Origin of the sequence: Bradyrhizobium sp. SZCCT0148 (genome assembly GCF_018129985.1) — a bacterium.
Classification (GTDB): domain Bacteria; phylum Pseudomonadota; class Alphaproteobacteria; order Rhizobiales; family Xanthobacteraceae; genus Bradyrhizobium; species Bradyrhizobium japonicum_H.
In genome coordinates this window covers 1,649,945-1,673,563 of record NZ_JAFCKT010000001.1, presented here as the reverse complement: position 1 = coordinate 1,673,563, position 23,619 = coordinate 1,649,945, and the positions used below count along the sequence as shown (strand labels likewise).

Annotated in this window: 24 protein-coding genes and 1 pseudogene; 16 read left to right on the top strand and 9 right to left on the bottom strand. The window is 64.0% G+C overall.

Going from position 1 to position 23,619, the window contains the following annotated elements; all coding sequences use genetic code 11:
* The first annotated feature begins 17 nt into the window (after positions 1 to 17).
* Positions 18 to 473 (top strand): MarR family winged helix-turn-helix transcriptional regulator, encoded by a 456-nt coding sequence (locus tag JQ580_RS08115; RefSeq protein ID WP_212279110.1) that lies wholly within the window; start codon positions 18 to 20, stop codon positions 471 to 473.
* A gap of 93 nt (positions 474 to 566) precedes the next feature.
* On the opposite strand, the gene JQ580_RS08110 is transcribed toward JQ580_RS08115, so the two are convergent.
* Positions 567 to 1,256: a hypothetical protein gene (locus tag JQ580_RS08110; protein WP_212279109.1), complete on the bottom strand. Its 690-nt coding sequence runs from the start codon at positions 1,254 to 1,256 to the stop codon at positions 567 to 569.
* Positions 1,257 to 1,380: 124 nt separating this feature from the next.
* Complete coding sequence (locus JQ580_RS08105) at positions 1,381 to 2,577, bottom strand: amidohydrolase family protein (protein WP_212279108.1); 1,197 nt, start codon at positions 2,575 to 2,577, stop codon at positions 1,381 to 1,383.
* A 158-nt stretch (positions 2,578 to 2,735) separates the two neighbouring features.
* Between JQ580_RS08105 and JQ580_RS08100 the strand changes: the two genes are divergently transcribed.
* Positions 2,736 to 3,509: a ferredoxin--NADP reductase gene (locus tag JQ580_RS08100; protein ID WP_212279107.1), complete on the top strand. Its 774-nt coding sequence runs from the start codon at positions 2,736 to 2,738 to the stop codon at positions 3,507 to 3,509.
* 104 nt (positions 3,510 to 3,613) lie between these two features.
* On the top strand, positions 3,614 to 3,931 hold the full coding sequence (locus tag JQ580_RS08095; protein WP_212279106.1) for a hypothetical protein: 318 nt from the start codon (positions 3,614 to 3,616) through the stop codon (positions 3,929 to 3,931).
* A gap of 47 nt (positions 3,932 to 3,978) precedes the next feature.
* On the opposite strand, the gene JQ580_RS08090 is transcribed toward JQ580_RS08095, so the two are convergent.
* Complete coding sequence (locus tag JQ580_RS08090) at positions 3,979 to 5,229, bottom strand: DUF763 domain-containing protein (protein WP_212279105.1); 1,251 nt, start codon at positions 5,227 to 5,229, stop codon at positions 3,979 to 3,981.
* A gap of 127 nt (positions 5,230 to 5,356) precedes the next feature.
* On the opposite strand from JQ580_RS08090, the gene JQ580_RS08085 reads away from it, so the two are divergent.
* Positions 5,357 to 6,499, top strand: coding sequence for a mechanosensitive ion channel family protein (locus JQ580_RS08085; protein ID WP_212279104.1), 1,143 nt, complete (start codon positions 5,357 to 5,359; stop codon positions 6,497 to 6,499).
* A gap of 8 nt (positions 6,500 to 6,507) precedes the next feature.
* Here JQ580_RS08085 and JQ580_RS08080 read toward each other — a convergent pair.
* Positions 6,508 to 7,427, bottom strand: a pseudogene (locus JQ580_RS08080) (PepSY domain-containing protein).
* A gap of 333 nt (positions 7,428 to 7,760) precedes the next feature.
* Positions 7,761 to 8,741 carry a tripartite tricarboxylate transporter substrate binding protein gene (locus JQ580_RS08075; RefSeq protein ID WP_249133966.1) on the bottom strand — a complete coding sequence of 327 codons (981 nt, stop codon included), beginning with the start codon at positions 8,739 to 8,741 and terminating at the stop codon, positions 7,761 to 7,763.
* 111 nt (positions 8,742 to 8,852) lie between these two features.
* Between JQ580_RS08075 and JQ580_RS08070 the strand changes: the two genes are divergently transcribed.
* From JQ580_RS08070 to JQ580_RS08045, 6 genes are read left to right on the top strand one after another with little or no spacing between them, the layout of a single operon-like run.
* Positions 8,853 to 9,563, top strand: a complete 711-nt coding sequence (locus JQ580_RS08070; RefSeq protein ID WP_212279103.1) for a TetR/AcrR family transcriptional regulator — start codon at positions 8,853 to 8,855, stop codon at positions 9,561 to 9,563.
* A 26-nt stretch (positions 9,564 to 9,589) separates the two neighbouring features.
* On the top strand, positions 9,590 to 10,528 hold the full coding sequence (locus JQ580_RS08065) for an amidohydrolase family protein (RefSeq protein ID WP_212279102.1): 939 nt from the start codon (positions 9,590 to 9,592) through the stop codon (positions 10,526 to 10,528).
* Positions 10,525 to 11,238 (top strand): PIG-L deacetylase family protein, encoded by a 714-nt coding sequence (locus tag JQ580_RS08060; protein WP_106952091.1) that lies wholly within the window; start codon positions 10,525 to 10,527, stop codon positions 11,236 to 11,238. Before JQ580_RS08065 ends, JQ580_RS08060 begins: the two co-directional genes overlap by 4 nt.
* The gene (locus JQ580_RS08055; RefSeq protein ID WP_212279101.1) at positions 11,235 to 11,918 is read left to right on the top strand and encodes a 4-carboxy-4-hydroxy-2-oxoadipate aldolase/oxaloacetate decarboxylase; all 684 of its coding nucleotides are present in this window, start codon (positions 11,235 to 11,237) and stop codon (positions 11,916 to 11,918) included. The genes JQ580_RS08060 and JQ580_RS08055 overlap by 4 nt, the downstream gene beginning before the upstream one ends.
* 19 nt (positions 11,919 to 11,937) lie before the next feature.
* Entirely contained in the window at positions 11,938 to 12,807 is an 870-nt protein-coding gene (locus JQ580_RS08050) for a substrate-binding domain-containing protein (protein ID WP_212279100.1), read from the top strand.
* The gene (locus JQ580_RS08045) at positions 12,804 to 13,721 is read left to right on the top strand and encodes a DUF1932 domain-containing protein (RefSeq protein WP_212279099.1); all 918 of its coding nucleotides are present in this window, start codon (positions 12,804 to 12,806) and stop codon (positions 13,719 to 13,721) included. The genes JQ580_RS08050 and JQ580_RS08045 overlap by 4 nt, the downstream gene beginning before the upstream one ends.
* A 16-nt stretch (positions 13,722 to 13,737) precedes the next feature.
* On the opposite strand, the gene JQ580_RS08040 is transcribed toward JQ580_RS08045, so the two are convergent.
* Positions 13,738 to 14,058, bottom strand: coding sequence for a hypothetical protein (locus JQ580_RS08040; RefSeq protein ID WP_212279098.1), 321 nt, complete (start codon positions 14,056 to 14,058; stop codon positions 13,738 to 13,740).
* A 166-nt stretch (positions 14,059 to 14,224) separates the two neighbouring features.
* Entirely contained in the window at positions 14,225 to 15,496 is a 1,272-nt protein-coding gene (locus JQ580_RS08035; RefSeq protein ID WP_212279097.1) for an amidohydrolase family protein, read from the bottom strand.
* Between the two features lie 145 nt (positions 15,497 to 15,641).
* On the opposite strand from JQ580_RS08035, the gene JQ580_RS08030 reads away from it, so the two are divergent.
* The gene (locus tag JQ580_RS08030) at positions 15,642 to 16,058 is read left to right on the top strand and encodes a nuclear transport factor 2-like protein (RefSeq protein WP_212279096.1); all 417 of its coding nucleotides are present in this window, start codon (positions 15,642 to 15,644) and stop codon (positions 16,056 to 16,058) included.
* A gap of 83 nt (positions 16,059 to 16,141) precedes the next feature.
* Here JQ580_RS08030 and JQ580_RS08025 read toward each other — a convergent pair whose 3' ends face one another.
* A complete protein-coding gene (locus JQ580_RS08025; protein ID WP_212279095.1) occupies positions 16,142 to 16,897 on the bottom strand; it encodes a GntR family transcriptional regulator in 756 nt (251 codons plus the stop codon).
* Positions 16,898 to 17,096: 199 nt separating this feature from the next.
* Here JQ580_RS08025 and JQ580_RS08020 point away from each other — a divergent pair, with 199 nt between their 5' ends.
* The 5 genes from JQ580_RS08020 (at position 17,097) to JQ580_RS08000 (ending at position 22,307) form a co-directional block, all read left to right on the top strand.
* The gene (locus tag JQ580_RS08020) at positions 17,097 to 17,954 is read left to right on the top strand and encodes an ABC transporter ATP-binding protein (protein ID WP_249133965.1); all 858 of its coding nucleotides are present in this window, start codon (positions 17,097 to 17,099) and stop codon (positions 17,952 to 17,954) included.
* Positions 17,954 to 18,730, top strand: coding sequence for an ABC transporter permease (locus JQ580_RS08015; protein ID WP_212279093.1), 777 nt, complete (start codon positions 17,954 to 17,956; stop codon positions 18,728 to 18,730). The genes JQ580_RS08020 and JQ580_RS08015 overlap by 1 nt, the downstream gene beginning before the upstream one ends.
* A gap of 40 nt (positions 18,731 to 18,770) precedes the next feature.
* The gene (locus JQ580_RS08010; RefSeq protein ID WP_212279092.1) at positions 18,771 to 19,796 is read left to right on the top strand and encodes an ABC transporter substrate-binding protein; all 1,026 of its coding nucleotides are present in this window, start codon (positions 18,771 to 18,773) and stop codon (positions 19,794 to 19,796) included.
* A 16-nt stretch (positions 19,797 to 19,812) separates the two neighbouring features.
* A complete protein-coding gene (locus JQ580_RS08005; protein WP_212279091.1) occupies positions 19,813 to 21,252 on the top strand; it encodes an amidohydrolase family protein in 1,440 nt (479 codons plus the stop codon).
* 146 nt (positions 21,253 to 21,398) lie between these two features.
* Complete coding sequence (locus JQ580_RS08000; RefSeq protein ID WP_212279090.1) at positions 21,399 to 22,307, top strand: amino acid ABC transporter substrate-binding protein; 909 nt, start codon at positions 21,399 to 21,401, stop codon at positions 22,305 to 22,307.
* Between the two features lie 90 nt (positions 22,308 to 22,397).
* On the opposite strand, the gene JQ580_RS07995 is transcribed toward JQ580_RS08000, so the two are convergent.
* A complete protein-coding gene (locus JQ580_RS07995) occupies positions 22,398 to 23,609 on the bottom strand; it encodes an acyl-CoA dehydrogenase family protein (protein WP_212279089.1) in 1,212 nt (403 codons plus the stop codon).
* Positions 23,610 to 23,619 lie beyond the last annotated feature (10 nt).

Sequence of the window (23,619 nt, the reverse complement as noted above, 5' to 3'; positions counted from 1 at the left end):
AGAAAAGGCTGCAAACGATGGCGAGAAGCGTCACGGCGAAGAAGAGCGTCAAGCCGGGAAAGCCGCCTTACGTGCTCGATGAGCAGGTCGGCTTCATCCTGCGCCAGGTCTGGCAGCGTCACAGCTCGATCTTCTCCCGCGATATCGGCACCAATCTGACGCCGACGCAGTGGGCGGCATTGTCGAAACTCGCCGAGACCGGGCCGTGCTCGCAGAACCAGCTTGGCCGGCTGACGGCAATGGACGTCGCGACCATCAAGGGCGTGATCGACCGCTTGACCGCGCGCGGGTTGACCGAGACCAGCCAGGATCCCGAGGACGGTCGGCGGCTCCTTGTCAGCCTCACGCGCGCCGGTCAGCAGCTTTCGGAGAAGGTCGCGCCGAACGCGCTCGCCATCACGCGCGAGACGCTGGCACCGCTCGACGCCAAGGAGCGCGAGACGCTGATGGCGCTGTTGAACAAGCTGCGGTAACGACGGTGCCGTAGGGCGGGCAAAGCGGCTCGTGCGTCGTAGCTCGCAGAGCGAAGGCGGAAGCATGCCCACCAACTCTCTCAATCAGGTCTCTTACGTCTGTCCCGGCCATTTGGCGCGGTAACGGATTTCGCTGCCATCGCCGAACCGCCGCCATGTTCCGAACTCCGGCGTATGCGGCGCCCGGGCGCTCAAATCGATCGGATAGATCCGGCTCGGTTGGCCCTGGATGTCCACGGCGAGCTGCCGGTGCGAGGTTCGAAACGCGAGCTCGACCTCGCCTGCGATGACGGGCTGGTCGCCGTCACGATGGAAGGCGGCCGGGGTCACTTCGCCCGGCATCCTATTGAGGTCGGTCTGCAATTCGATGGTGATGCCCTGGGTCGATGTCGGCACCGTGGACCCGGCCGGAAAGCGGATCTCGAATACGAGCAGGGGATTGGCACCGTTGCGGTTGAGCCAGGGCGTTGCCGTCGCATAGGCGTAGGCAATGTAAATCCCGATCCCGGCGACGCAGAGCAGGACGACAACGCCGAGCGACTTCAGGCTGTTGCCCGCGACGCTGCCATTGCTGGTGTCCTTACCCGAACGCGTCACCAGCCAGTTGGCAAGCACCGCGCCGGCGATGGCGCCGATGGGCGCGTAAACGAAAAGTCCCACAAGCCCAGCTGTGATGGGATCCGCCCGGTTGCCGAAATCGACCAGAGAAAGCAGCACGAAGGTCGCGACATAGCCTGCCACCGCGCCGGCAACGCCGAGGGCTATCCGTGATGAGTTCTTCATGTCTCCTCGATGGTCCAGCAATGAACTGCCGCCACCGAGGGCTGCCTGCGTTAGACGCAGCAGGCCGCGGACTTGTTCAACGCCATCGAGGGGCGATGCGGAGCGGTGCGCCGCACCGGCTGCGTCACTTCGCCACGATTTCCGGCACCTTGCCGGCGGGCGGCGTATTGCGGCTGCGCTGGGTGCGCACGATGCCGTCGATGATGGTCATGCCGATGCCGGGGAGGTCGCCGAGCTGGACGCTCTCCAGGATGTTCTTGCCGGGCGAGTGCTGCGCCTTGTCCATGATGACGAAGTCGGCGGACCGCCCCACTTCAATGAGGCCGCAATCGAGTTCGCGCATCCGCGCGGTGTTGCCGGTGGCGAGACAGAATGCGATCTCGGCCGGCAGCTCGCCGAGCGAGGACAGCATCGAGACCATGCGCAAAATGCCGAGCGGCTGCACGCCGGAGCCGGCCGGCGCGTCGGTGCCGAGGATGACGCGATGCAGATCCCCCATCTCGCGCGCCGTGCGTAGGGTGAACAGGGCCGAGCGTTCATTGCCGTTATGCACGAGTTCGAGCCCGCTCTTGCAGCCCTCGCAAATACAGCGGATCTGGTCGTCAGGCAGCGCGGTGTGGCCGCCGTTGATGTGGCCGACGACATCGGTGTCGGCTTCCAGCACCACGTCCTTGTCGATCAGGCCGGAGCCGGGGATCGAGGGGCCGCCGGTGTGGATCGTGCTCTGAATGCCGTATTTGCGCGCCCAGCCGACCATCCTGCGCGCGGTCGGGCCGTCCTTGACGCCGCCGAGGCCGACCTCGCCGAGCAGCTTCACGCCGGCCGCGGCCAGCTCCTTGAAGTCCTCCTCGACCATCTCGCATTCGATCACGGGCGCACCGGCATGAACCTTCACACCACCCGGCCGCAGATTCCAGAATGCGCGCTGGGCAAAAATGGCCATGGCTTTCAGGCCGACGACGTCGCGGGGGCGGCCGGGCATGTGAACCTCGCCGGCCGAGATCATGGTGGTGACACCGCCATGCAAATAGCTGTCGATCCAGCCGATCTGGTTCTGGCGCGGCGTCCAGTCGCCGGCGACGGGGTGGACGTGGCTGTCGATCAGGCCCGGCGCCACCGTGGTGCCCTGGGCGTCGACGATGGTGGTCGCGCCGTCGATGTCGAGGTCCTTGAAACGGCCGATCGCGGTGATCTTGCCGTTCTCGGCGACGATTGTGTCGCCATCCAGGATCGGCTTTTCCAGCGCGCCGGAGAGGATCAGGCCGATGTTCCGGATCACGAGTTTCGACGGTCCGGTGGCCTGGGGTGCGTCATGCGCCATGGAAGGGGTCCTTGTCCTGAACTGCAACGCTCCCGATCTTGGGCAGCCTTGACCCCAGGAGCAAGCGGGATTATTCATTAGTATACGAATGATCGTATACAAACGACGCATAGCTGCCCCGCCTCGACAACCGCATTGACGCGACACGGATAGGTGAGATGAGCAATTTCAATCAGGAAAGCGTTTTGAGCGTCCACCACTGGACCGACACGCTGTTCTCCTTCAAGACCACCCGCAGCCCGACCTTCCGCTTCCGCAACGGCGAATTCACCATGATCGGGCTCAAGGTCGGCGAGAAGCCGCTGCTGCGGGCCTATAGCGTCGCCAGCGCCAATTACGAGGACACGCTGGAATTTTTCTCGATCAAGGTGCCGGACGGTCCGCTGACCTCTCGGCTCCAGCACCTAAAGGAAGGCGACAAGATCATCGTCAGCCGCAAGGCCACCGGCACGCTGGTGATCGACAATCTGGAGGAGGGGCGCAACCTCTATTTGATCGGCACCGGCACCGGCCTTGCGCCGTTCCTGAGCGTGATCAAGGACCCCGAGACCTACGAGCGGTTCGAGAAGGTCGTGCTGCTCCACGGTTGCCGCCACGTCAAGGAACTCGCCTATGGCGAAATGATCACGGAGACGCTGCCGAAGGACGAACTGATCGGCGAATACATCCAGAACCAGCTGATCTATTACCCGACCGTGACCCGCGATCCATTCCGCAACCGCGGCCGCATCACCGATCTCATCACGTCCGGCAAGCTGTTCGCCGATATCGGCCTGCCGGCACTGGAGGCCGCCCACGACCGCGTCATGATTTGCGGCAGCCCGGCCCTTGTCGCGGATACCCGCGTGCTTCTGGGCGAACGCGGCTTGATCGAGGGCAACCACGGCGAGCCGGCCCAATTCGTGGTCGAAAAGGCCTTTGCCGAGCGCTAACCCCCAATCTTGCCCGATAAGACCGTAGTTTCGCCGTCTGGCGGGCGTTGCGGCGCCGATTCGGCGCGCGATACACTGTGGGAGCGAATCAGCGGAGTTCCCACATGGTTGCGGACAGCGACAGCAACATCGCCTGGCACCGGGTCCAGTTGAAGAAGAACCGTGCCGAGTTGAAGGCGCTCGAGACCGCGCGCTTCACAATGGGCGAAATCGCCTCCTCGAAGCGGAACGGCCAGACCCAGACGACGGTCGCGGAACTCAAGCGCAAGATCGCGCAGTCCGAGCGCGTCATCGCCGATCATGACAAGCGCACGCGCCGTCCGCTCGGCACCGACCTGCAGAGCCTCAGCAATGGCAGTTGGAGCCATTGGGACGCATACACGCAGCAGCGCAAGTCGGGGCAGCGTTCGCCGGAGCGCTAGAGAGTTCTGAGAGCGGAATTCCTCGCGCTGAACTTGTGGACCGGTGTTCAGCCTGTCCGCTTTTGTGTCGGCGCGAGATCGCGCTCCCAGCCGAACACGGAGCGGCCGTCGAGATCGGGTGAGGCGGCGCGCTCGCCGGCGATGATGGTCTCGACCGACGGGCCGCTTGCCGTACGCTCCAGCCGTCGCGCTTGGTCGTCGAGCCGCTTGATCGCCTGCATCTCTTCCTCGCGGCCGAGCTTGGCATTCTGGATCGCGCCCTTCAGAACGCGAATGGTCTCGTCATAGACCTTGATCGGGACAGGATAAGGATGCCGGTCCTTGCCGCCATGGGCGAGCGAGAAGCGCGCGGGATCCTTGAAGCGATAAGGAGCGCCATGCACGACCTCGGCAACCATTGCCAGTGAGCGCACGGTGCGCGCGCCGACGCCCGGCGTCAGCAGCAATTCCGGGAAATCGACCGGACCGCGTTCGGCGGCTGCGGCGAGGGTGCCTTGCAGGCGCCGTGCGAACACATCCTTGGGTCGGACATCGTGATGCGCGGGCATGATAAGATGCGGCAACATGGCCTGCGCAGGCTCGGGCGCGGTCCGGGTCAGCTGTTCGAACTCGGTGAGGATACGATCCGGGCCGAGACCGGAGAGCAGTTCGAGCTGCGCGCTGCGCGAGCCATCGGCGCGGTGGTCGGTGAGGTTGACGATCTCGCCCTGTTGCGGACCGTCGATCGCGCTGTGCGGCGCATCGACGAAGCTCTTCAGCGCCTCCGAGTGCCAGTGATAGCGACGGGCCTGCCGCTTGTCGCCATTCATGCCCTGCTGCACCACCGTCCATTTGCCGTCGGCGGTGACGAAGAAGCCGTGGAGATAGAGGTCGAAGCCGTCCTGCACGGCGGCGCTGTCGACCTTCGCAACGAGGCGGCTGGCGCGGGTCAGCTTTGCGCCGTCGAAGCCGACGCGGTCGCCGAGCTGCATCAACTCGTCCGGCGTCTTGCGCGAGTGTTGGCCTCTCCCGCCGCAGACGTAAATCCCGAGCTCGTCCTGAAGCGGGCCAAGCCCACGCTTCAACGCGCCGATCACGGACGTCGTGATACCGGAGGAGTGCCAGTCCATCCCCATCACGGCGCCGAATGACTGGAACCAGAACGGATGCGACAGCCGCTGGAGAAACGCGTCGCGGCCGTAATAATGCACGATCGCCTGCGTGACGATCGATCCGAGCGAAGCCATGCGGCTCGCGAGCCATGGCGGAACTCGTCCACTGTGCAAGGGGAGATCGGCGCTGCCGGTACGTCGAGTCATGATGCCTCAAATTAGCGCAGTTCGGACACGGTTGCATCTGCGGAATGCTGCATTGCACGAGGCGGGGGAGCGAAGCTGGCCGGGAAGCGTTGAGCGGGCTACGCGAATGCAATGACGGAACCAGCCAATGGATTTGCAGGCCTTGATGGCCCATATCGACAAGATCTTCGGCTGGATACCGACATGGTTCATCGGCATCAGCCTGATTGCCGGGGCGATCCTGCTGGCCCTGTTCGTTTACCGGATCGCGACATGGCTGCTCAACCGGGCCTTCGGAACGCGCCTTCCGCTGCTGAGCGTATTCATCGAGCGGACGGCGGGTCCCGCTCAGTTGGCGCTTTGTCTGGCGGCCGTCGCACTGGTGCTGCCGCTCGCGCCACTCGACGACACGATCCGCACGCCGATGATGCGCTTGTTTGTCGTGGCCTTCATCGCCCTGATCGGCTGGATTTCGATCCGGATCGTCGACATGAGCGCGGCGCGCTATCTGCAGAATTTCCGCGATGTCACCGAGAATTTCGTCGCGCGCAAGCACGTCACGCAAGTGCGCGTGTTCAAGCGCGTCACCGACACCATCATCGTCGTCATCACGGTATCCACCGCATTGATGACATTCGATTCGGTGAGGCAATATGGCGTCAGCCTGTTCGCCTCCGCCGGTGCGGCCGGTATCATCGTCGGTCTTGCCGCGCGGCCGCTTCTCAGCAATTTGATCGCGGGTTTGCAGATCGCGATCACCCAGCCGATCCGAATCGAGGACGCCGTGATCATCGAGAACGAGTGGGGCTGGGTCGAGGATATCGCCTCGACTTACGTCGTGATCCGGCTCTGGGACTGGCGCCGTATGGTGGTGCCGCTGTCCTATTTCATCGAAAAGCCGTTCCAGAACTGGACGCGTGACACCGCCTCCCTGATCGGGGTCATCGCGCTCCATGTCGATTATCGCGCGGACGTCCCGCGCCTCCGGCGCTGGCTGGAGGAGGCTGTGAAGCAATCCAAGCTCTGGGATGGGGCGGTGGTCAATCTCCAGGTGATCGACGCGGACTCGCGCACCATCGAGCTGCGCGCGCTGGTCAGCGCGCGAAACGCGCCGCAATCCTGGGATCTGCGCTGCGAGATGCGAGAGAAGCTGATTGCCTTCATCCGCGACGAGATGCCGGAGGCGCTGCCGCGCGAGCGGGCGATCCTGATCCCCTCGGCAGACGATCGTGACGATTTTCTGCGGCCCGCCGCGCGCCCGGAGAAGACGCGGGCGAGCGCGCGCAATTGATGGCGCGATCAGGCGGCGCCGACCATGGCCGCGCCGGATTGCCGGTCGGAATGCGGACGCCGCTTGCGCAGTTTGCGTCGGGCCCAGATCAGCAGGCCGGTGGACAGCAGCGCCAACAGTGCGATCGACGTCACGACGTTGAGCGGCGAGGCGATCAAGGCCGACCAGTTTCCTTCATGGATCAGCCGGGGCCAGTTGCGCGGCAGCGGCGTGACCTCCGACGGATTGATGGCGTAGGCGCGCAGCTCTCCATCCTCATAGAGACGCGCCATGACGCGGCCTCCGCGCGTGCCGATGGAGATCACGTGCGCGAGGTCGTGGGAGGCCGCGACCATGCGTATCGCGTCGGGCAAGGCCACGGGACGGCCGCCCGCCGGGGCCGCTCCGCCCTGAAACGTCAGGCCGAACGCCATGCACAGGCCGGTCAGCGGGCTCAACAGGACCAGCGGCAACGCAAACCAGGCGATGCCCTTGTGCCATCCCGACACGTGTTGCGCAGCCGCGGCAGCCCCATGAGGATGCCGAGCATCATCAGAGTCACCATGGCAATGGTCGAGCTCGTCACCAGCCACGCCTGGCCGAGCAGCCGCTCATGCGTGCCGCGCGCCCACCGCAAGAGATCGCTGAGGCCGGAGCCGGCGGCGGCAGGCGTGCCGGTCACGAGGTCGATCGCCGGCGTGCCGGACCCTTGCAGCGTCATCCGGTGTCCCGCCGCATCGATCGAAAGCCCGCGCGCCTTGTTGTCCGGATCGTATTGCTTCACCAGCTCGACGACGCGTGCGGGATCGATTGCCGGCCCGCCCATCCCGCTGAGTTGCAGCATGGGCTCGAACGACAGGATCAGGCCGGTGGCGATGATCGCAAACAGGGGAAGCGCAAAGATCAGCGTGATCCAGCGATGGAGCATCAACAACAGGGGTTTGTTCATCTTCGGTCTCCGGCGATCTTGGCCACGCATCGCCTGGTGCAGCCCCGAAGACAAATGACGCTTTGTCCACGTTGCCGCGTTGATGTGCAGCAAATGGAGTCAGGTCATCGACGATGCTGCGATCGCTAAGCGTTCGCAGGTACGAGCGCCGTCGACATTTGTGGAGCGGGCCGTAGAGCCCGCTGCTTGCGCCGCGCAAGCCCTGCCGGCGGGATCGCGTCGAACGCGCCTGACCACTGCTTTTTCATTGAGAGACGGTTGAGCGGGGCAGCGCGTTCTTGCCGGCAGGGTGCGCTCGGAGATCGAGCCCTTGGTGACGCGGATCAAAGCGCCTTACTGCGCGCGGATGTCGGCAGCCTTTAGCACCGGCTGCCATTTGGCCGCCTCGGCGTGCATGTAGGCGTCAAACTCCTTGGGCGACGAGCCGACCGGCGCAGCGCCGATCTTGCCGAGCGTCGACAGCAGGTTCGGATCCTGCAGTGCCGCCTTGAGATCGGTCTCGAGCTTCGCCACGATCTCCGGCGGCATTTTGGCCGGACCAAGCACACCCCACCAGACCGAGACGTCGTAACCGGCGACGCCGGACTCCGCGACGGTCGGAACGTTGGGCAGGGCCTTGGAGCGCTCGGCCGAGGTCACGGCAAGCGCGCGCACCGGGCCGCCTTCGAGCTGGCCGATCGCTTCCGCGAGCGGATTGATGCTGAGCGGGATCTCGTCTGCTATCACGGCGGTCAACGCCGGCGCGCCGCCTTTGTAGGGGATTGCGACGATCTTGGTGCCGGACATGTATTTGAGCAGCTCACCGGCGAGATGCGCCGAGGTGCCGTTGCCGGACATGCCGTAAGACAGCTTGTCGGGTTCCTTCTTTGCCGCAGCCAGAAGATCGCCGAGCGTCTTGTAAGGGCTGTCCTTGGCCACGACGATCGCGAGCGGCGAGGAGGCGATCTCGGTGATCGCGGTGAAGTCCTTGAACGTGTCGTAGGGTACGCTCGGATAGATGAACTGATTGAGCGGATGGCCGCTGGCGACGAGGATCAGCGTGTAGCCGTCGGGTGCCGCCTGTGTCAGTGCCTGCGAGGCAACGATGCCGCCGGCGCCGGGACGATTGTCGACCACCGGCTGCTGCCCCCAGGTCTCGGCCAGCGCCTGACTCAGCGTGCGCGCGAGCACGTCGACCGCACCGCCGGCCGCGTAGGGCACGAGGATGTGAACAGGCTTACTCGGATAATTGTCGGCGGCCTGCGTCGCGCTGCCCGCGAACAGCAAACTGGCGCCCAGCATCACCCCGCCGAACATCTTCTTCAAACTCGTCATTTTCCCAGCACTCCTCGAGGGCACGCATCCATTAATCGGTCTTTATCCGTCCGGATGCCGCCATGGTTTTTGTTGACGAGACCTGATTTCTTGTACGATAGTACAAATCACATGGTACGCAAGCCCACCAGCAAGGAAACAGCCCGCAAGCCGAACATGCGCGAGGCGATCCTCGCCGCGGCCGAGGAGCTGTTTGCCACCAACGGCTTCAATGCCGTCTCGGTGCGCGATATCGCGCAGGCCGCCGGAGCCAATCCCGGCAGCGTCACCTATCATTTCAAGACCAAGGACGGCCTGCTACTGGAGATCTACCGGCGCCATTGCGGTCCGATGAATCTGCGCCGCTTCGAGCTTCTTGCCGCCGCAAAACGCGTCCGCGATCTCCAGGATCGGCTCGAGGCGATCGTTCGCGCCTATGTGGTGCCGGCCTTCACCTCGGGCAGCGATCTCGCCGGCGGTGGGGCGCGCTTCACGCGGCTGCGGGCCGTGATGTCGGCGGAAGGCAACGAGGTCGCGCGAAAGATCATCGCGCAGACGTTCGACGACACCAGCCACGCCTTCGTCGATGCGATCCACGAGAGCCTGCCGCACATTCCGCGCACCGACATCGTCTGGCGCAGTCACTTCCTGCTCGGCGCACTCTATTATTCGCTGGTGACGCCGGACCGCGTCTCGCGCCTGTCACGCGGCGAGGCCGACGGCGGCGATGCCGCCAGCGCCATCGAGCAGCTGGTGCAGGCCACGGTCGCCGCGTTCCAGGCGCCGCCGCTCGATCATGTCGCGCCGGCGCGGCGGCGGCCGGTCGTCGGCAGCAAGATTTGAAAGACGCGGTTCCCGGCGGTCGAGTGATGACGATGACGTACACGCCCACCATTCCTCCGCCCGATCCAAACACGCGCACGCCGAAGTTCAAGCTGCCAAAACTATCCTGCGACGCGCATTGCCACATCTTCGGGCCCGGTGCGAGATACCCTTATGCGCCGGATCGATCCTACACGCCGCCGGATGCGCCGCTCGAAGATTTCAGGGTGCTGCATGCCAGGCTCGGCGTCGGGCGCGCCGTCATCGTCAATGCCAGCGTGCACGGCACCGACAACAGTGTGGCGCTCGATGCGATCGCGCAGAGTGACGGGGCCTACCGTGCGGTCGCCAATATCGACGACACCATCACCGAACGCGGGTTGCGCGCGCTGCATGAAGGCGGTTTTCGCGGCTGCCGCTTCAATTTCGTCCGCCATCTCGGCGGCGTCCCCGACAAGGGCGTATTCGACCGCGTCATCGCGATGGTCGCGCCGCTCGGCTGGCACATCGACCTGCATTTCGACGCGATCGACCTGCCTGATTATGCCGACATGCTGGCAAGACTGCCGCTGAGCTACACCATCGACCATATGGGACGAGTGAAGGCCTCCGAAGGCCTCGACCAGCTCTCGTTCAGGAGTCTGATCGAGCTGATGCAGCGCGACGAGAAATGCTGGGTCAAGATCTGCGGTTCCGAGCGGGTGTCTTCCGCTGGTCCGCCCTTCACCGACGCGGTGCCGTTCGCGCGAAAGATCGTCGAGACCGCGCCGGATCGCGTCATCTGGGGAACCGACTGGCCGCACCCGAACGTCAAGGTAATGCCGAATGATGGCGACCTCGTCGATCTGATTCCTCTGTTCGCGCCGGAGCCGGAGTTGCAGCAGAAGATCCTGGTCGACAATCCCGCGCGCTTGTTCGGGTTCGACGATGACGGCGGACGCGCTCGATCCAAGCCTACGAATGAAAGAGGGGAGTTCGTCCCATGAAGACAGGTCTCGTCGTTACTGCTCATCCCGGCGATTTCGTCTGGCGCGCCGGGGGAGCCATCGCGCTGCATGCGAAGAAGGGCTATCGCATGAAGATCGTCTGCATGTCCTTTGGCGAGCGCGGCGAGAGCCAGTTCGCCTGGAAGGAGAAGGGCGCGACGCTGGAATCGGTCAAGGCCGGCCGCAAGGACGAGGCGGAGCGGGCGGCAAAGCTGCTTGGCGCCGAGATCGAGTTCTTCGATTGCGGGGATTATCCGCTCAAGCTCACCGAGGCGCATTTCGATCGGATGGTCGATATCTACCGCGAGCTCAATCCGAGCTTCGTGCTGACCCACGCTCTGGAAGACCCCTATAATTTCGACCATCCGAACGCGGCGCATTTCGCGCAGGAGACCCGAATCGTCGCGCAGGCGATGGGGCACAAGCCCGGCGCGCAGTACAAATATTCCGCGCCGCCGGTGTTCCTGTTCGAGCCGCACCAGCCCGAGCAGTGCAATTACAAGCCCGATCTGCTCCTCAAGATCGACGAGGTCTGGAAGGAGAAGTACGAAGCGTTCCAGATCCTCGCCGCGCAAAAGCATCTCTGGGGCTATTACGAGCGCGTGGCGCTCAACCGCGGCATCCAGGGCAGCCGCAACACCGGCGTGCCTATGACCTATGGCGAGGCCTATCAGCGCCTTTTCCCGACGGTCGCCGAGGAGCTGGCATGAGGCCGGTCGTCGTTCGCAACATTGAGCGAGCCGATCCCGCCGGCATGGCGGACTACGGCGTCTCGACCGTGCACGAAGCTTACGGCCGCATGGGCTTGATGAAGCCTTATGTGCGGCCGGTCTGGGCTGGTGCTTCGGTTGCGGGGCCCGCCGTCACCGTGCTGGCACAGCCCGGTGACAATTGGATGATCCATGTCGCAGTCGAGCAGTGCAGGAAGGGCGACATCCTCGTCGTCGGCTGCACCACCGACAATACCGACGGCATGTTCGGCGAACTGCTGGCGACCTCGCTGCAGGCGCGCGGCGTGCAGGGCCTGATCATCGACGCCGGCTGCCGGGACGTCAAAGCGCTGCACGCGATGAAGTTTCCGGTGTGGTCGCGGGCAGTATCGGCCAAGGGTACGGTCAAGGCGACGCTCGGCTCGGTCAATGTTCCCGTGGTGTGCGCGGGCGTTAGCGTCGATCCCGGCGACATCGTCGTCGCCGATGACGACGGCGTCGTTGTGGTGCCGAAGCGTTACGCCGCCGAAATAGCCGAGAAGGCGAAGAAGCGCACCTCGGATGAAGGCGGCAAGCGCACGCGGCTTGCCTCGGGCGAACTCGGTCTCGACATGTACAGCATGCGCGAGGCGTTGGCGAAGGCCGGACTCGTCTATGTCGACAATCCCGGGGATGTCTGAAGAGAAGCGGAGCGGGTGGATGGATCGCCTCAAGCTGAAGACCGTGCTCGGCAATCACCCCCACGTCCAGGCAGTGAAGAGCGGCGCGCTGCGCTCCGACCTGTTCGATCTCGATTTCGTGGAGTACACGCCGACCAACTCGGCGTTCAAGCCGATGGTGCGTGAGCAGGCGTTTGACGTCTGCGAGATGGCGATCGTCACCTATCTGATGGCGAAGGCACACGGCAAGCCGCTGGTGCTGTTGCCGGCGACCATGCTCGGCCGCTTCCAGCATTCCTACGCGCTCTACAATCCTGCGCGGGGAACGCTCGGGCCGTCGGATATCGAAGGCAAACGCGTCGGCATCCGTTCGTTCACGACGACGACCGGCGCCTGGATCAGGGGTATCCTCGCCAACGATTACGGCGTGGATCTCGACAGGATCCGCTGGGTCACCTTCGAGGATCCGCATGTCGCCGAATATGTCGGCACCACCGAGCGCGCCCCAAAGGACAAGAAAATCCTGCAGATGCTGCTCGACGGCGAGCTCGACGCCGTGCTTGGCGAAATCTCCGATCATCCCGAGCTGAAGCCTTTGTTTCCCGATCCTGCTGCAGAAGCTGCCAGATGGTTTGCCCGGCGCGGCGTCGTGCCGGTCAATCATTTCGTCGTCGCGACCGAACAACTCGCGAAATCGCGCCCTGATGTGGTTGCTGGCGTCTATGATCTGCTCAAGCGCAACAAAGAGCAGGTGGGGCCCGCGGCCTCGCCGGATCTCGTCCCGTTCGGGGTCGAGGCCAACCGGAAGCCGCTGGAGCTGATCGTCGACTACGCATTCCAGCAGGCGCTGATCCCGCGCCGCTATGCGGTCGAGGAACTGTTCGACACGACGACACGAGGAATGAATTGATGGCGGATCCGAAGCGATGGCAGATCGGGCTGGTCGGCTACGGCGAGGTCGGCCGTATCCTGGCCGAGGATTTGCGCCAACAAGACATCAACGTCGCCGCCTACGACATCAAGCTCGGGGGCGAGCAGGCCGCGCCGCTCAAGGAGCATGCGGCGGAATTCGGTGTGACGCTGGCGGTATCTCATGCCGAGCTGACGGCGAAATCCGACTGCATCATTTCCGCCGTCACCGCGAGCCAGGCGGTGCCTGTCGCAAAGGCTTGCGCCGCTGCGATCAACCAGCGCACATGGTTCCTTGATTTCAACTCGGCCTCGCCCGGAGCCAAGCAGCATGCCGCTGCGCTGATCGATGGCGCTGCGGGGCGCTATGTCGAGGGCGCGGTGATGACCTCGGTGCCGCCGTATCGCATCAAGGTGCCGCTGCTGCTCGGCGGCCCCGGCGCGAGAGAATTGGAGCCGCTTCTGAACGCCATCGGCTTTGCCGCCAAGGTTGCGAGCGACAAGCTCGGCGTGTCCTCGGCGATGAAGATGTGTCGCAGCATCATGATCAAGGGCCTGGAGGCCATGGTCATCGAGAGTTTTACGACCGCGCGCGCCTATGGCGTCGAGGACGCCGTGCTGGCCTCGCTTTCGGAAACCTTTCCCGCGATCGACTGGGAGAAGCAGGGCGCCTATTGCTTCCAGCGCGTGATCGAGCACGGTCGCCGCCGTGCCGAGGAGGTGCGTGAGGTCGCCGAGACCGTGCGCGAGGTGGGGCTGACGCCGTGGTCGGCGCAGGGCACAGCCGAGCGTCAGGCCTGGGTGGCTGATTTGGCCGATGAAGGGCTGTTCGGAATGAAAGGCACGCAAGAGTTCGCCCGCAGTGCCGACTGGCGTACCGAGGCAGACCGGATCCTGGCCAAGATCAAGCGCTGAGGCCGAACGCGCAGGTTCAGCTCAGCACAATGCCGCGGTCGCGATAGTTTGAGATTTCATCACGGGCAAGCTCGATCAGGTCGGCCAGGCGCGTGGCCTCGCGGACGACCTGCTCCTTGGCCGGGGCTGTGCGGAACTCGCTGAGGATCATGCGGATGCACTTGTCGGCGGTGTCGAGTGTCCAGAGCGCGCGGGTCATGTCGTCCTGCGTGTGGCTCGTCGAGATGTCGAGGCTGGACAGGACTTCGCCGATACCATTCAGTCGCTTGACGGCCGTTTCCGCCGGCGTGCTGGCCCGAATGGAACGATAATCCATGCTACTGAATGCGCTGAACATATACATACTCCACTGAACATCGATCCTTCAGTGCGTCCACTTAGTATGATCTGGGTGGCACGTTGTGCAATGCGCGCAGCTACGGTCCGGGATTCTACCGGACTCGGATTGGAGCCGCGAAACCGGTCCGGAACGGTCCAATGATAGACGGTTTGTTCCGACGATTTTACCGTTGGAACCCTGACTGGACAGGCGTTGAGCTCCCTCGCCGGAACAGGACCGGCCGCTGCCGTACAAAGGTCTGCCGGCCATCCTTGAAGCCCATCATGACGTCGGGCAGCTCGGCGATCGCAAACCGGCTGTCCTGCGTGTCGAGCACGATGAGATCGGCGGGATTGCCGACTTTGACGCCGTAATCGTCGAGATTCATCAGCCGCGCCGGCAGCTCGGTGACGAGATCGAGGCAGGTGTCGAAGTCGCTAACCGAGGCGTGCGCGACATTGGCGTAGAAATTTGCCATCCGCAGCAGCGAGGCGTCGCCGAATGGCGTGAACGGATTGAGCACGTTGTTGGTGGCGACCGAACACAGCACGCCATCGTCCGCGAGCTTGTGGGCAAGCGTCAGCCCGCGCGGCGCGTTGTGGGTGGCCTCGCGGCCCATCAGATAGAGATCGGTCGCCGGCAGCACGGTGACGGCGACGCCGGCTTTCGCCAATTGCGTGGTCGCGGCCTTCATCCGCTCCGGCGGCAGTGCCGAGAGCTTGGTGGCGTGGCCGATCGCAACGCGTCCACCGTAGTTGCGTCGTTCGGTCTGGCGGCAGACTTCGTCGAGATGCCACCACGAGGGATCGAGATCGAAGTCGAGATGGAGATCGACGTCGACATCGAATTCCTCCGCGAGATCAAAGATGCGCGCCAGATGGGCGTTCGGATCCGTGTCCATGTAGGGACAGCCGCCGATGGCTTCGCCGCCATCGCGCAGCGCCTGTACCAGCAATTCGTCGCTGCCGGGGTCGTTGGTCAGGCCTTCCTGCGGAAAGACGCAGAGCGACAGGTCGATCGCCCAGGCATAGTCGCGCTTGAGCGACTTGACCGCCTCGAAGCCGCGCAGGCCGATGCGCGGATCGATCTCGACATGGGTGCGCATCCGCGTCGTACCGTTCACGATGGCGCGCTCGAGCACGCGGGCGCCGCGGGCGTACACGTCTTCGACGGTAAAGTCCTTCTTCATTCCGGCGACGGCGCGGATGGCTTCCGAGACGCTGCCGTGATTGTGCGCGCAGCGGCCGAGCAGGCAGGCCTTGTCGAGATGGATGTGGGTGTCGACGAAGCCCGGCAGGGCCAAATTCCCGCCGAGATCGATCTCGACCGCCTCGCAGGTGAGCCTTGGCGCAATCGCGGCGATCCTTCCGCCCTTCACGCCGATATCGACGGTTGCGGCGGATGAGCGCAACAGCGCGTGGCGGAAGATCAGGTCGAAGGCGGTCTGCGTGGTCATGGCATCGATTCAGCTGCGGTAATCTAGCGGAAGGTCCCAGGGCGGGCAGCTCCAGATTGTGTGCAGTTGCTCCGCCAACTTGTCCAAAAAATGTGCATGCACTTTCGGGCGTGGATTGTAGGATGCCGCACCCCGGAGAACCAGCATGTCAGCCCCTGACACAGCCGAACGCCCGATGACCGACGCCGAGATTGTGGAGGCCTATCTGACGGCCTCGATGATACCTGATCCCGACGCCGCCGCGGTCTTCATGAAGCCCGGCACGGTGATCACCTTTACCGGCGGGCGGGGGTTTGATCATCCGCGCGGGCCGACCGGGTTCAACGCCAAGCGTTATCGATGGGTGAAGAAGAAGATGGACCGGTTCGACGTCTGTCCCGGCGCAGATGAAACCGTCGTCTACAGCGTCGGCACGCTCTATGGGGAGTGGATCGACGGCACGCCGTTCGAAGGCAATCGCTATGTCGATCGCTTCGTCGTCAAGGGCGGGCAGATCGTGAAGATGGACGTCTGGAACGACAGCGCCGAGCGGATTCTGGTCCAACGCGGGATCGAGGCCTGACGCGCACAACCGGAAAAGAGTGCAGCGGTTTTCCGATCAGATCATGCGCAAACAAGACAGGCCAAAGCGCAATTCATTGTGCTTTAGCGTCGCGCGACCTTTGGCAGCTTGACCACTCGGTTGCCGGCGATGTCGTCGGCATAGGGCGCGAGAATGTCGAGCAGATCACGACCACGCTGCGGAGTGGGGGCGACCAGCGCGCGATTGGCCACCGAATCCAGGTGATGATGCATGAGGTCCATCACCTTGGCCTCATCGCCTTTGGCCAGCGCGGAAATAATGGCGCGGTGTTCGTTGATCGCGCATTCCGTCGAATGCGGACGGCTGTACAGCGACAGCGTCAAGCAGCAGCGATAGGCGACTTCGCTGACATAGCGCACCAATATCGGGCTGTTCGTCATCTGCGCGAGCAGGATGTGGAATTCAGTGGCCAGGCGGATCGAGACCGCGTCCGTGCCGCCGCGTGCGCCGTCCTCGGCGTCGACATGGGCATTCAGCTCCGCGATCTGCGCCTTGGTCAGCTTGCCCGCGAGTTGGCGGACGACGAGGCGTTCAAGCTCGATACGGATATCGAAGGCATCGCGCGCTTCCTGCCAGCTCGGCGTCGCCACCACCGCGATGCGGTTGCGACGCAGTTCCACAAGGCCCTCGGCCGCGAGTTGCCCCAGCGCATAACGCGCAATGGTGCGGCTGACGCCGAAGCGCTCACCGAGCGAATCCTCGGGCAGCTTTGCGCCGGGCTCGAGTGCCTGCTCGATAATCGCGCGGCGTAGCGCGCGGCAGATCACGCTGACCTTGTCGGATGATTCAGACGTCTTGCTGGTGGGGCGCGCCGCCATCGGGCGAATCCTTGAGAATGCGGTCGAAAGCCGTTTTTAGCACGGCCGTGGCGCAATCCAGCGCTGCAATTGCATGCAGTTTGATGCCCGAATTGCCCAAAACACATCCGGTCGTTCATGGCGCAATTTTGCCAAGCCATTGATTTTTCGGGGAGCGGGGGCTGGCATCCAGCTTGCATGCACTTTGGTTGTGATGCGCATGCACCCCCAAACCCAGTTTGACGGCCGGCCTGTTCCCGAAGGAGCCGCGGTCACCGCCATCGAGCTATCCGAGGCCGCCGTGACCTTCGGGCGCGGCGACCGGGCCGTGCCCGCTCTGTCGAAGACGACGCTCAAGATCGCCGACGGTGAGTTTGTCGCACTGGTCGGCCCGTCCGGATGCGGCAAATCGACCATTTTGCGTCTGGTCAGCGGCTTGGTGCAGCCGACCAGCGGCGTCGTCATCGTCGGTGGCCGGGAGGTCGCAGCACGCGCGTTGCGGGTCGGCATGGCGTTTCAGAATCCGACCATGCTGCCGTGGATGACGATCGAGCGGAACATCATGCTGCCGCTGAAGATCGTCGAGCCGTTCCGCTCCAGCTTCCGCAGGCTGCGCAAGACCGAATTCCGCGACAAGGCCAACGCGCTGCTGGAGCAGGTCGGCCTCAAAGGCTTCGGCAACCGGTACCCCTGGCAGCTCTCCGGCGGCATGCTCCAACGCGCCAATCTCTGCCGGGCGCTGATCCACGAGCCCCGCATGCTGCTGCTCGACGAGCCGTTTGGCGCGCTGGACCAATTCACCCGCGAGGAACTATGGGCGATCTTGCAGAACCTCTGGATGACGCACAGGCCGACGGTGCTGCTGGTCACGCACGATCTGCGCGAGGCTGGCTTCCTCGCCAGCCGCATCTGCGTGATGAGCGCGCGCCCCGGCCGCATCCTCGACGACAGCCGCGTCGAGTTCGCCCGCCCGCGCACTGTCGCCATGACCTTCGAACCGCAATTCGTCGCGCTAAATCAGAAGCTGCGCGCCTTCATCGAGGATGCGCGCAGCGCGGCTCAGCAGGGGACAGGCTGATGTTCGGGATCGATATCAGGCAGAAGGCGTGGTCGGCCGGATTGATCGTGCTGTTCTTCGTCGCCTGGGAATTGTTCTGCGTGATCACGGGCATGTCGGACCTCGTGCTGCCGCGGCCGTCGCAAGTGTTCGTGACGCTGGTCCAGCGCTTCCCGGTGCTGTGGCCGCATATCCTGCAGACGCTCGGGACGACGATGTTCGGCTTCGTCCTTGGCGTCGCGCTCGGTGTCGCGCTCGGCGCGATCATCGGTGTATCGAAGACCGCCTACGACACCTGCTATCCGCTGCTGATCGGCTTCTCCTCGATCCCCAAGGTCGCGGTGGTGCCGATCTTCGTGCTGTGGTTCGGATCAGGCACAGTGCCCGCGGTCCTGACGGCGCTGTCGATCTGCTTCTTCCCGATCGTCGTGAATATCGCGACGGGCCTTGCGACCACGGAGCCGGAACTCGAGGACGTGCTGAAGGCGCTCGGCGCCAGCAAGTTCGACATCCTCTGGAATGTCGGTCTGCCCCGGACGATGCCGTTCTTCTTCGCTTCGCTGAAGGTCGCGATCTCCTACGCCTTCGTCGGCGCGGTGCTGTCGGAGACCGTCGCCTCCAACCGCGGCATCGGCAACGTCATGATGACCGCGTCCTCCAATTTCAACGTGCCGCTGGTGTTCGCTGGCCTGTTCGTGCTCGCCGGCCTCGGTGTCGCGCTCTACGCCGTGTTTTCGCTGATCGAGGGCCGCGTCACCGGTTGGGCGACGCGCAAGAACGACGTGATTGCCACCTGAATTTCTGAACCGTTACGCAATGAAGCTTGAGGAGGTCTCGATGTTGAGAAACGTAATTATCGCGCTGCTGGGATTGGCCCTGTCCACGGGGGCCGCGTCGGCCCAGGAGACCACGATCAAGTTCACCCTGGGCTGGAAGACCCAAGGCAGCGATGCGGCCTTCTTCTACGCCAAGGACAACGGCCTTTTCAAAGAAGAGGGCCTGAACGTCGTCATCGACCAGGGCGAGGGCTCCGGTGCCACCGTGACGCGCATCATGTCCGGCGCCTATGACGCCGGCTTTGGCGACGTCAACGCCATCATCCAGAACGCTTCGACCAAGCCGCAGGAGGCGCCCGTCATGGTCTACATGATGTGGAACCAGCCGCCGTTCGCGATCGTCGCCAAGAAGACCAGCGGCATCAACACCATCAAGGATTTTGAAGGCCGCACCCTCGGCGGCGCGCAGGGCACGCCAACGACCCGCCTGCTGCCGGTGTTCACGCGCAAGAACGGCCTCGATGGCGAGAAGATCAAGATCTCCAACATGGCGCCGAATCTCCAGGAGCCGATGCTGATCAAGGGCGATATCGACGGCGCGCTCGTTTTCAACATCACCAGTTATTTCAACCTGGTGCTGAACCGCCAGGACCCCGACAAGGACTTCAAATGGTTCTCGTTCGGTGACTACGGTCTCGACCTCTATTCCAACGGCGTCATGGTCTCCAAGAAATTGATCGCGTCGAACCCGAAAGCGGTCGCGGGTCTCGTGCGTGCCATCAACAAGGCCGCGATCGCGGTGGCCAAGGACCAGAATGCCGGCATGAAGGCCGCGCTGAATTACGACAATCTCATCGACGTCGCGGTCGAGAAGCGCCGGCTGCAATATTCGTTTGACAAGCTGATCGTCTCGCCGGAGATGAAGGAGATCGGCGTGGGCGACATCAAGGACGAGCGCATGACGCGCGCCATCGGCATCATCGTCGAAGGCTATCAGCTCGCCCGCGCGCCTGCTACGGCCGAAGTGTTCTCGCGCGAGTTCCTGCCGCCGCGGGCCGAGAGGGAGTTGGTGTATACCGCTAACTGAGCCCGGAGAGACCGCCATGGCCACGGAAATTTCGGCGAGCAGCCTGTTCCGTGGCCCCGACCTCGGTATCAGCGACGACGTCGTGCTCAGGCACGACGGCGGCGTGATCACCGACATCTCGACACGGGCGGGGGCCGCTGGCGGCGCACGCTCCTTCGTTGTTCCCGCGTTCGTGAACGCCCACGACCACGCCCGCGCCACGGCATCATCCTTTGGCGCGGTCGGCATGCCCCTGGAAAGCTGGATCCTGCGAACCGCGCTCGGCACGCCGGTCGATCCTTACCTGACCGCAGCCGCTGCGCTCGCCTGTTCCGCAAAGGCCGGCTGCGCGGCCATGATGGTGCACTACACCCGGCCGAGCGGGACGATGCCATTGCTCGACGAGGCCATGGCGATCGCAAGGGCGGCATCCGACGTCGGCATCCGCATGGCCTTTGCGCTTGCGGTGCGTGACCAGAATCCGATCGTTTATGGCGATGCAGAGCCGGCGCTCTCGGGACTTCCGGCCGAAGATCGCAAGGCCATCGAAGACCTCTTCATCCGCGCGCCGATGTCGCCGAAGGTCTATATCGAGCTGACTGACGCCATCGCGGCCGCCATCGCCGGTCCGATGATCGATGTGCAGCTCGGGCCCGCCGGCGTGCAATGGTGCTCGAAGCCGCTGCTGGAGGCGATTGCCGAGAATTCGGCGCGGACAGGCCGGCGCATCCACATGCATCTGCTGGAGACCGTGTATCAGCGCGCCTGGGCCGACCAGAACTTTCCGGACATGGTGCGCTGGCTTCGCGACATAGGTTTCCTTTCGGAGCGACTGACGCTGGCGCACTGCATCCACGCCCGCTCGGACGAGCTTGAGATGATCGCTGCGTCGGGTGCGCGCATCGTCACCAATTTCAGCTCGAACATGCATCTGAGGTCGGGCCTCGCCCCGATCGCGGCCGCACACAAATGCGGTTGCGCCATCGCGGTCGGCGTCGACGGGCTGGCGCTGGATGAGGACGACGACATCCTGCGCGAGATGCGGCTTGTGCAGATGGTCCATGGTGGCCTCGGCTTCAAGGCGACTTGGACACCGGCCGAGCTGTTCTCCCTCGCCATCCGCAATGGGCGCCGTGCGACCGGTGCGCCCGGGAGTGGGGAGCTCGTCGTCGGCAACCCCGCCGACTATGTCGTGATCGACCTCGATCGGCTCGACCGCGACCGCATCATGCCTGTCGATCCCATGACGCTGCTGTTCGCGCGCGGCAACGCCTCGCTTGTCAGGGAGGTCGTCGTTTCGGGCAAAACGATCGTCGGCGATGGTGTGTGTGCCGGCGTTGACCTGCCGGCCATCGAGCAGGAATTGCGGGCAATGTATCGCGTCAATGTCGGCAAGCTCGGCGGTTTCGAGCGCATGTGGCCGCAACTGTCGGGGCGGGTCGCCGGCTGGTTCGAGCAACAGCTCACCTGCGACTAGGCCGGGCGTGACGTCGGCCTTGGTCCGGCCGATCAAAAACCGCGATAGCTGCTAAGCGGAACCTCGTCTGGCGATCGATGCCGGCCTGCGCTATCACAGCTGCGGCGGCGCGCCAGCACTGCCGAGACCTCTTCAAGGAGCCCCCGATGCGTCTTCCCACCCTGTTTCTGGCCGTCACATGCCTCGCGAGCGCAGCTTCCGCAGAAGACCTCACGGGCACGCTCCAGAAGATCAAGGAGACCAAGAAGATCACGCTCGGCTATCAGGAGGCGTCGGTCCCGTTCAGCTATCTGGACGGCAACCAGAAGCCGGTCGGCTTTGCCATGGACATCTGCCTTGCGATCGTCGATGCGGTGAAAAAGCAACTCAACATGCCCGACATCACCGTCGACACGCTCGCTGTCACCTCGTCGAACCGGATTCCCTTGATGGTCAACGGCACGCTCGACCTGCATTGCTCGGCGACCACCAACAACGCAGATCGACAGAAACAGGTCGCCTTCACCAACACGCACTTCCTCAGTGCGACACGCTTTGCAGCCAAAAAGGCCTCGAAGATCAACACCATCGACGATCTCAAGGGCAAGGCGGTCACGGCGGTGGCCGGCTCGGTCAACCTGACCCAGCTCGCCAAGGTCAATACGGAGCGCAATCTCGGCATCAGCGTGATGCCGGCGAAGGACCAGGCCGAGGCCTTCCTGCTGCTGGAAACCGACCGCGCACAGGCCTACGCACTCGATGACGTGCAACTCGCGGTCGCGATCGCGCGCTCGAAGGAGCCGCAAGCCTTCATGATCAGCGAGGAGGCGTTCTCCAAGCCGGAGCCCTACGGCATCATGCTGCGGCGTGAGGACGCGCCGTTCAAGGCGCTCGCCGACCGCGCGACTGCAGAGCTCTATGCAAGCCCGGAGATCGAGGTGCTCTACAAGAAATGGCTGCAGTCGCCGACGCCGCCGAACGGCCTCAACTACAACGTCTCGATGTCGCCGGCCTTGCGCAACGCCTTCAAGAAGCCGAGCTCGAGCGCGGATCCTGACGTGTATGTGGTGAACTGAGGCTTGGACGTCGCGCATCCGCGTGCCCTCTCCCCATGTGGAAGAGGGCATCTCTGAGACAGGGTCGCCTGGTGAGCCAGCCGTCGTCTTTCAAGCGTTCGAATATTTCTTCAGCTCGAAGCGCGCGATCTGGTTCCGATGGACCTCGTCCGGTCCGTCCGCAAGCCGCAGCAGGCGCGCGGTGGCATAGGCCTGGGTCAAGCCGAAATCATTCGAGGTGCCGCCGCCGCCGTGGGCCTGGATCGCCCAGTCGATGACCTGGCAGGCCATGTTGGGGACAGCGACCTTGATCATCGCGATTTCGGCTTTCGCCACCTTGTTGCCGACGGTGTCCATGGCATAGGCCGCGTTCAGCGTCAGCAGCCGGGCCTGTTCGATCATGATGCGGGCTTCCGCGATGCGCTCCTGCGTGACCGTCTGCTCGGAGACCGGCTTGCCGAAGGCGACGCGGCTGCGCACCCGGCGGCACATCTTCTCCAGGGTGCGTTCGGCAAGGCCGATCAGCCGCATGCAGTGGTGGATGCGGCCAGGCCCGAGGCGGCCCTGCGCGATCTCGAAGCCGCGGCCCTCGCCGAGCAGCATGTTCTCCCTGGGCACCCGCACATTGGTGAAGACGACCTCCGATGCGCGGTCGGGCACGCCGTAGAAGCCGAACACGGGCAGGGGACGTTTCACTTCGATGCCTGGCGTGTCCATCGGCACAAGGATCATCGATTGCTGCTTGTGACGGTCGGGATTGTCAGGATCGGTCTTGCCCATGAAGATGCAGATCTTGCAGCGCGGATCCGTCGCGTTGGTCGTGTACCATTTGCGGCCGTTGATGACGTAGTGCTCGCCATCGCGCACGATCGAGCTTTCGATGTTGGTCGCGTCGGAGGAGGCGACCGCAGGCTCCGTCATGGCGAAGCAGGAGCGGATCTCGCCGGCGAGCAGCGGCTTTAGCCAGCGTTCCTTATCCTGCTCCGAACCATAACGCTCCAGCACCTCCATGTTGCCGGTGTCGGGCGCCGAGCAATTGAACACTTCAGGCGCAAGATGCGACCGGCCCATCACTTCGCAGAGCGGGGCGTATTCGAGATTGGTCAGGCCGGCGCCATGACCGGATTCCGGCAGGAACAGGTTCCAGAGGCCTTCCGCACGCGCCAGCGGCTTCAGCTCTTCGACGAGCGGATAGACCTTCCAGGGCCCCAGCTCCTCCGCCTCGCGATAGAAGCGCTCCTCGTTCGGGTAGATGTGCCGGTCCATGAAGCTCTCGAGCTTGCGCTTGAGCTCGACGACCTTCGGCGACATTGGGTAGAGCATCTCTGATTCC

Coding starts and splice junctions, on each gene's coding strand:
- JQ580_RS08115 (WP_212279110.1), top strand. CDS start 18: ATGGCGAGAAGCGTCACGGCGAAGAAGAGCGTCAAGCCGGGAAAGCCG.
- JQ580_RS08110 (WP_212279109.1), bottom strand. CDS start 1,256: ATGAAGAACTCATCACGGATAGCCCTCGGCGTTGCCGGCGCGGTGGCA.
- JQ580_RS08105 (WP_212279108.1), bottom strand. CDS start 2,577: ATGGCGCATGACGCACCCCAGGCCACCGGACCGTCGAAACTCGTGATC.
- JQ580_RS08100 (WP_212279107.1), top strand. CDS start 2,736: ATGAGCAATTTCAATCAGGAAAGCGTTTTGAGCGTCCACCACTGGACC.
- JQ580_RS08095 (WP_212279106.1), top strand. CDS start 3,614: ATGGTTGCGGACAGCGACAGCAACATCGCCTGGCACCGGGTCCAGTTG.
- JQ580_RS08090 (WP_212279105.1), bottom strand. CDS start 5,229: ATGACTCGACGTACCGGCAGCGCCGATCTCCCCTTGCACAGTGGACGA.
- JQ580_RS08085 (WP_212279104.1), top strand. CDS start 5,357: ATGGATTTGCAGGCCTTGATGGCCCATATCGACAAGATCTTCGGCTGG.
- JQ580_RS08075 (WP_249133966.1), bottom strand. CDS start 8,741: ATGACGAGTTTGAAGAAGATGTTCGGCGGGGTGATGCTGGGCGCCAGT.
- JQ580_RS08070 (WP_212279103.1), top strand. CDS start 8,853: ATGGTACGCAAGCCCACCAGCAAGGAAACAGCCCGCAAGCCGAACATG.
- JQ580_RS08065 (WP_212279102.1), top strand. CDS start 9,590: ATGACGATGACGTACACGCCCACCATTCCTCCGCCCGATCCAAACACG.
- JQ580_RS08060 (WP_106952091.1), top strand. CDS start 10,525: ATGAAGACAGGTCTCGTCGTTACTGCTCATCCCGGCGATTTCGTCTGG.
- JQ580_RS08055 (WP_212279101.1), top strand. CDS start 11,235: ATGAGGCCGGTCGTCGTTCGCAACATTGAGCGAGCCGATCCCGCCGGC.
- JQ580_RS08050 (WP_212279100.1), top strand. CDS start 11,938: ATGGATCGCCTCAAGCTGAAGACCGTGCTCGGCAATCACCCCCACGTC.
- JQ580_RS08040 (WP_212279098.1), bottom strand. CDS start 14,058: ATGTTCAGCGCATTCAGTAGCATGGATTATCGTTCCATTCGGGCCAGC.
- JQ580_RS08035 (WP_212279097.1), bottom strand. CDS start 15,496: ATGACCACGCAGACCGCCTTCGACCTGATCTTCCGCCACGCGCTGTTG.
- JQ580_RS08030 (WP_212279096.1), top strand. CDS start 15,642: ATGTCAGCCCCTGACACAGCCGAACGCCCGATGACCGACGCCGAGATT.
- JQ580_RS08025 (WP_212279095.1), bottom strand. CDS start 16,897: ATGGCGGCGCGCCCCACCAGCAAGACGTCTGAATCATCCGACAAGGTC.
- JQ580_RS08020 (WP_249133965.1), top strand. CDS start 17,097: ATGCACCCCCAAACCCAGTTTGACGGCCGGCCTGTTCCCGAAGGAGCC.
- JQ580_RS08015 (WP_212279093.1), top strand. CDS start 17,954: ATGTTCGGGATCGATATCAGGCAGAAGGCGTGGTCGGCCGGATTGATC.
- JQ580_RS08010 (WP_212279092.1), top strand. CDS start 18,771: ATGTTGAGAAACGTAATTATCGCGCTGCTGGGATTGGCCCTGTCCACG.
- JQ580_RS08005 (WP_212279091.1), top strand. CDS start 19,813: ATGGCCACGGAAATTTCGGCGAGCAGCCTGTTCCGTGGCCCCGACCTC.
- JQ580_RS08000 (WP_212279090.1), top strand. CDS start 21,399: ATGCGTCTTCCCACCCTGTTTCTGGCCGTCACATGCCTCGCGAGCGCA.
- JQ580_RS07995 (WP_212279089.1), bottom strand. CDS start 23,609: ATGCTCTACCCAATGTCGCCGAAGGTCGTCGAGCTCAAGCGCAAGCTC.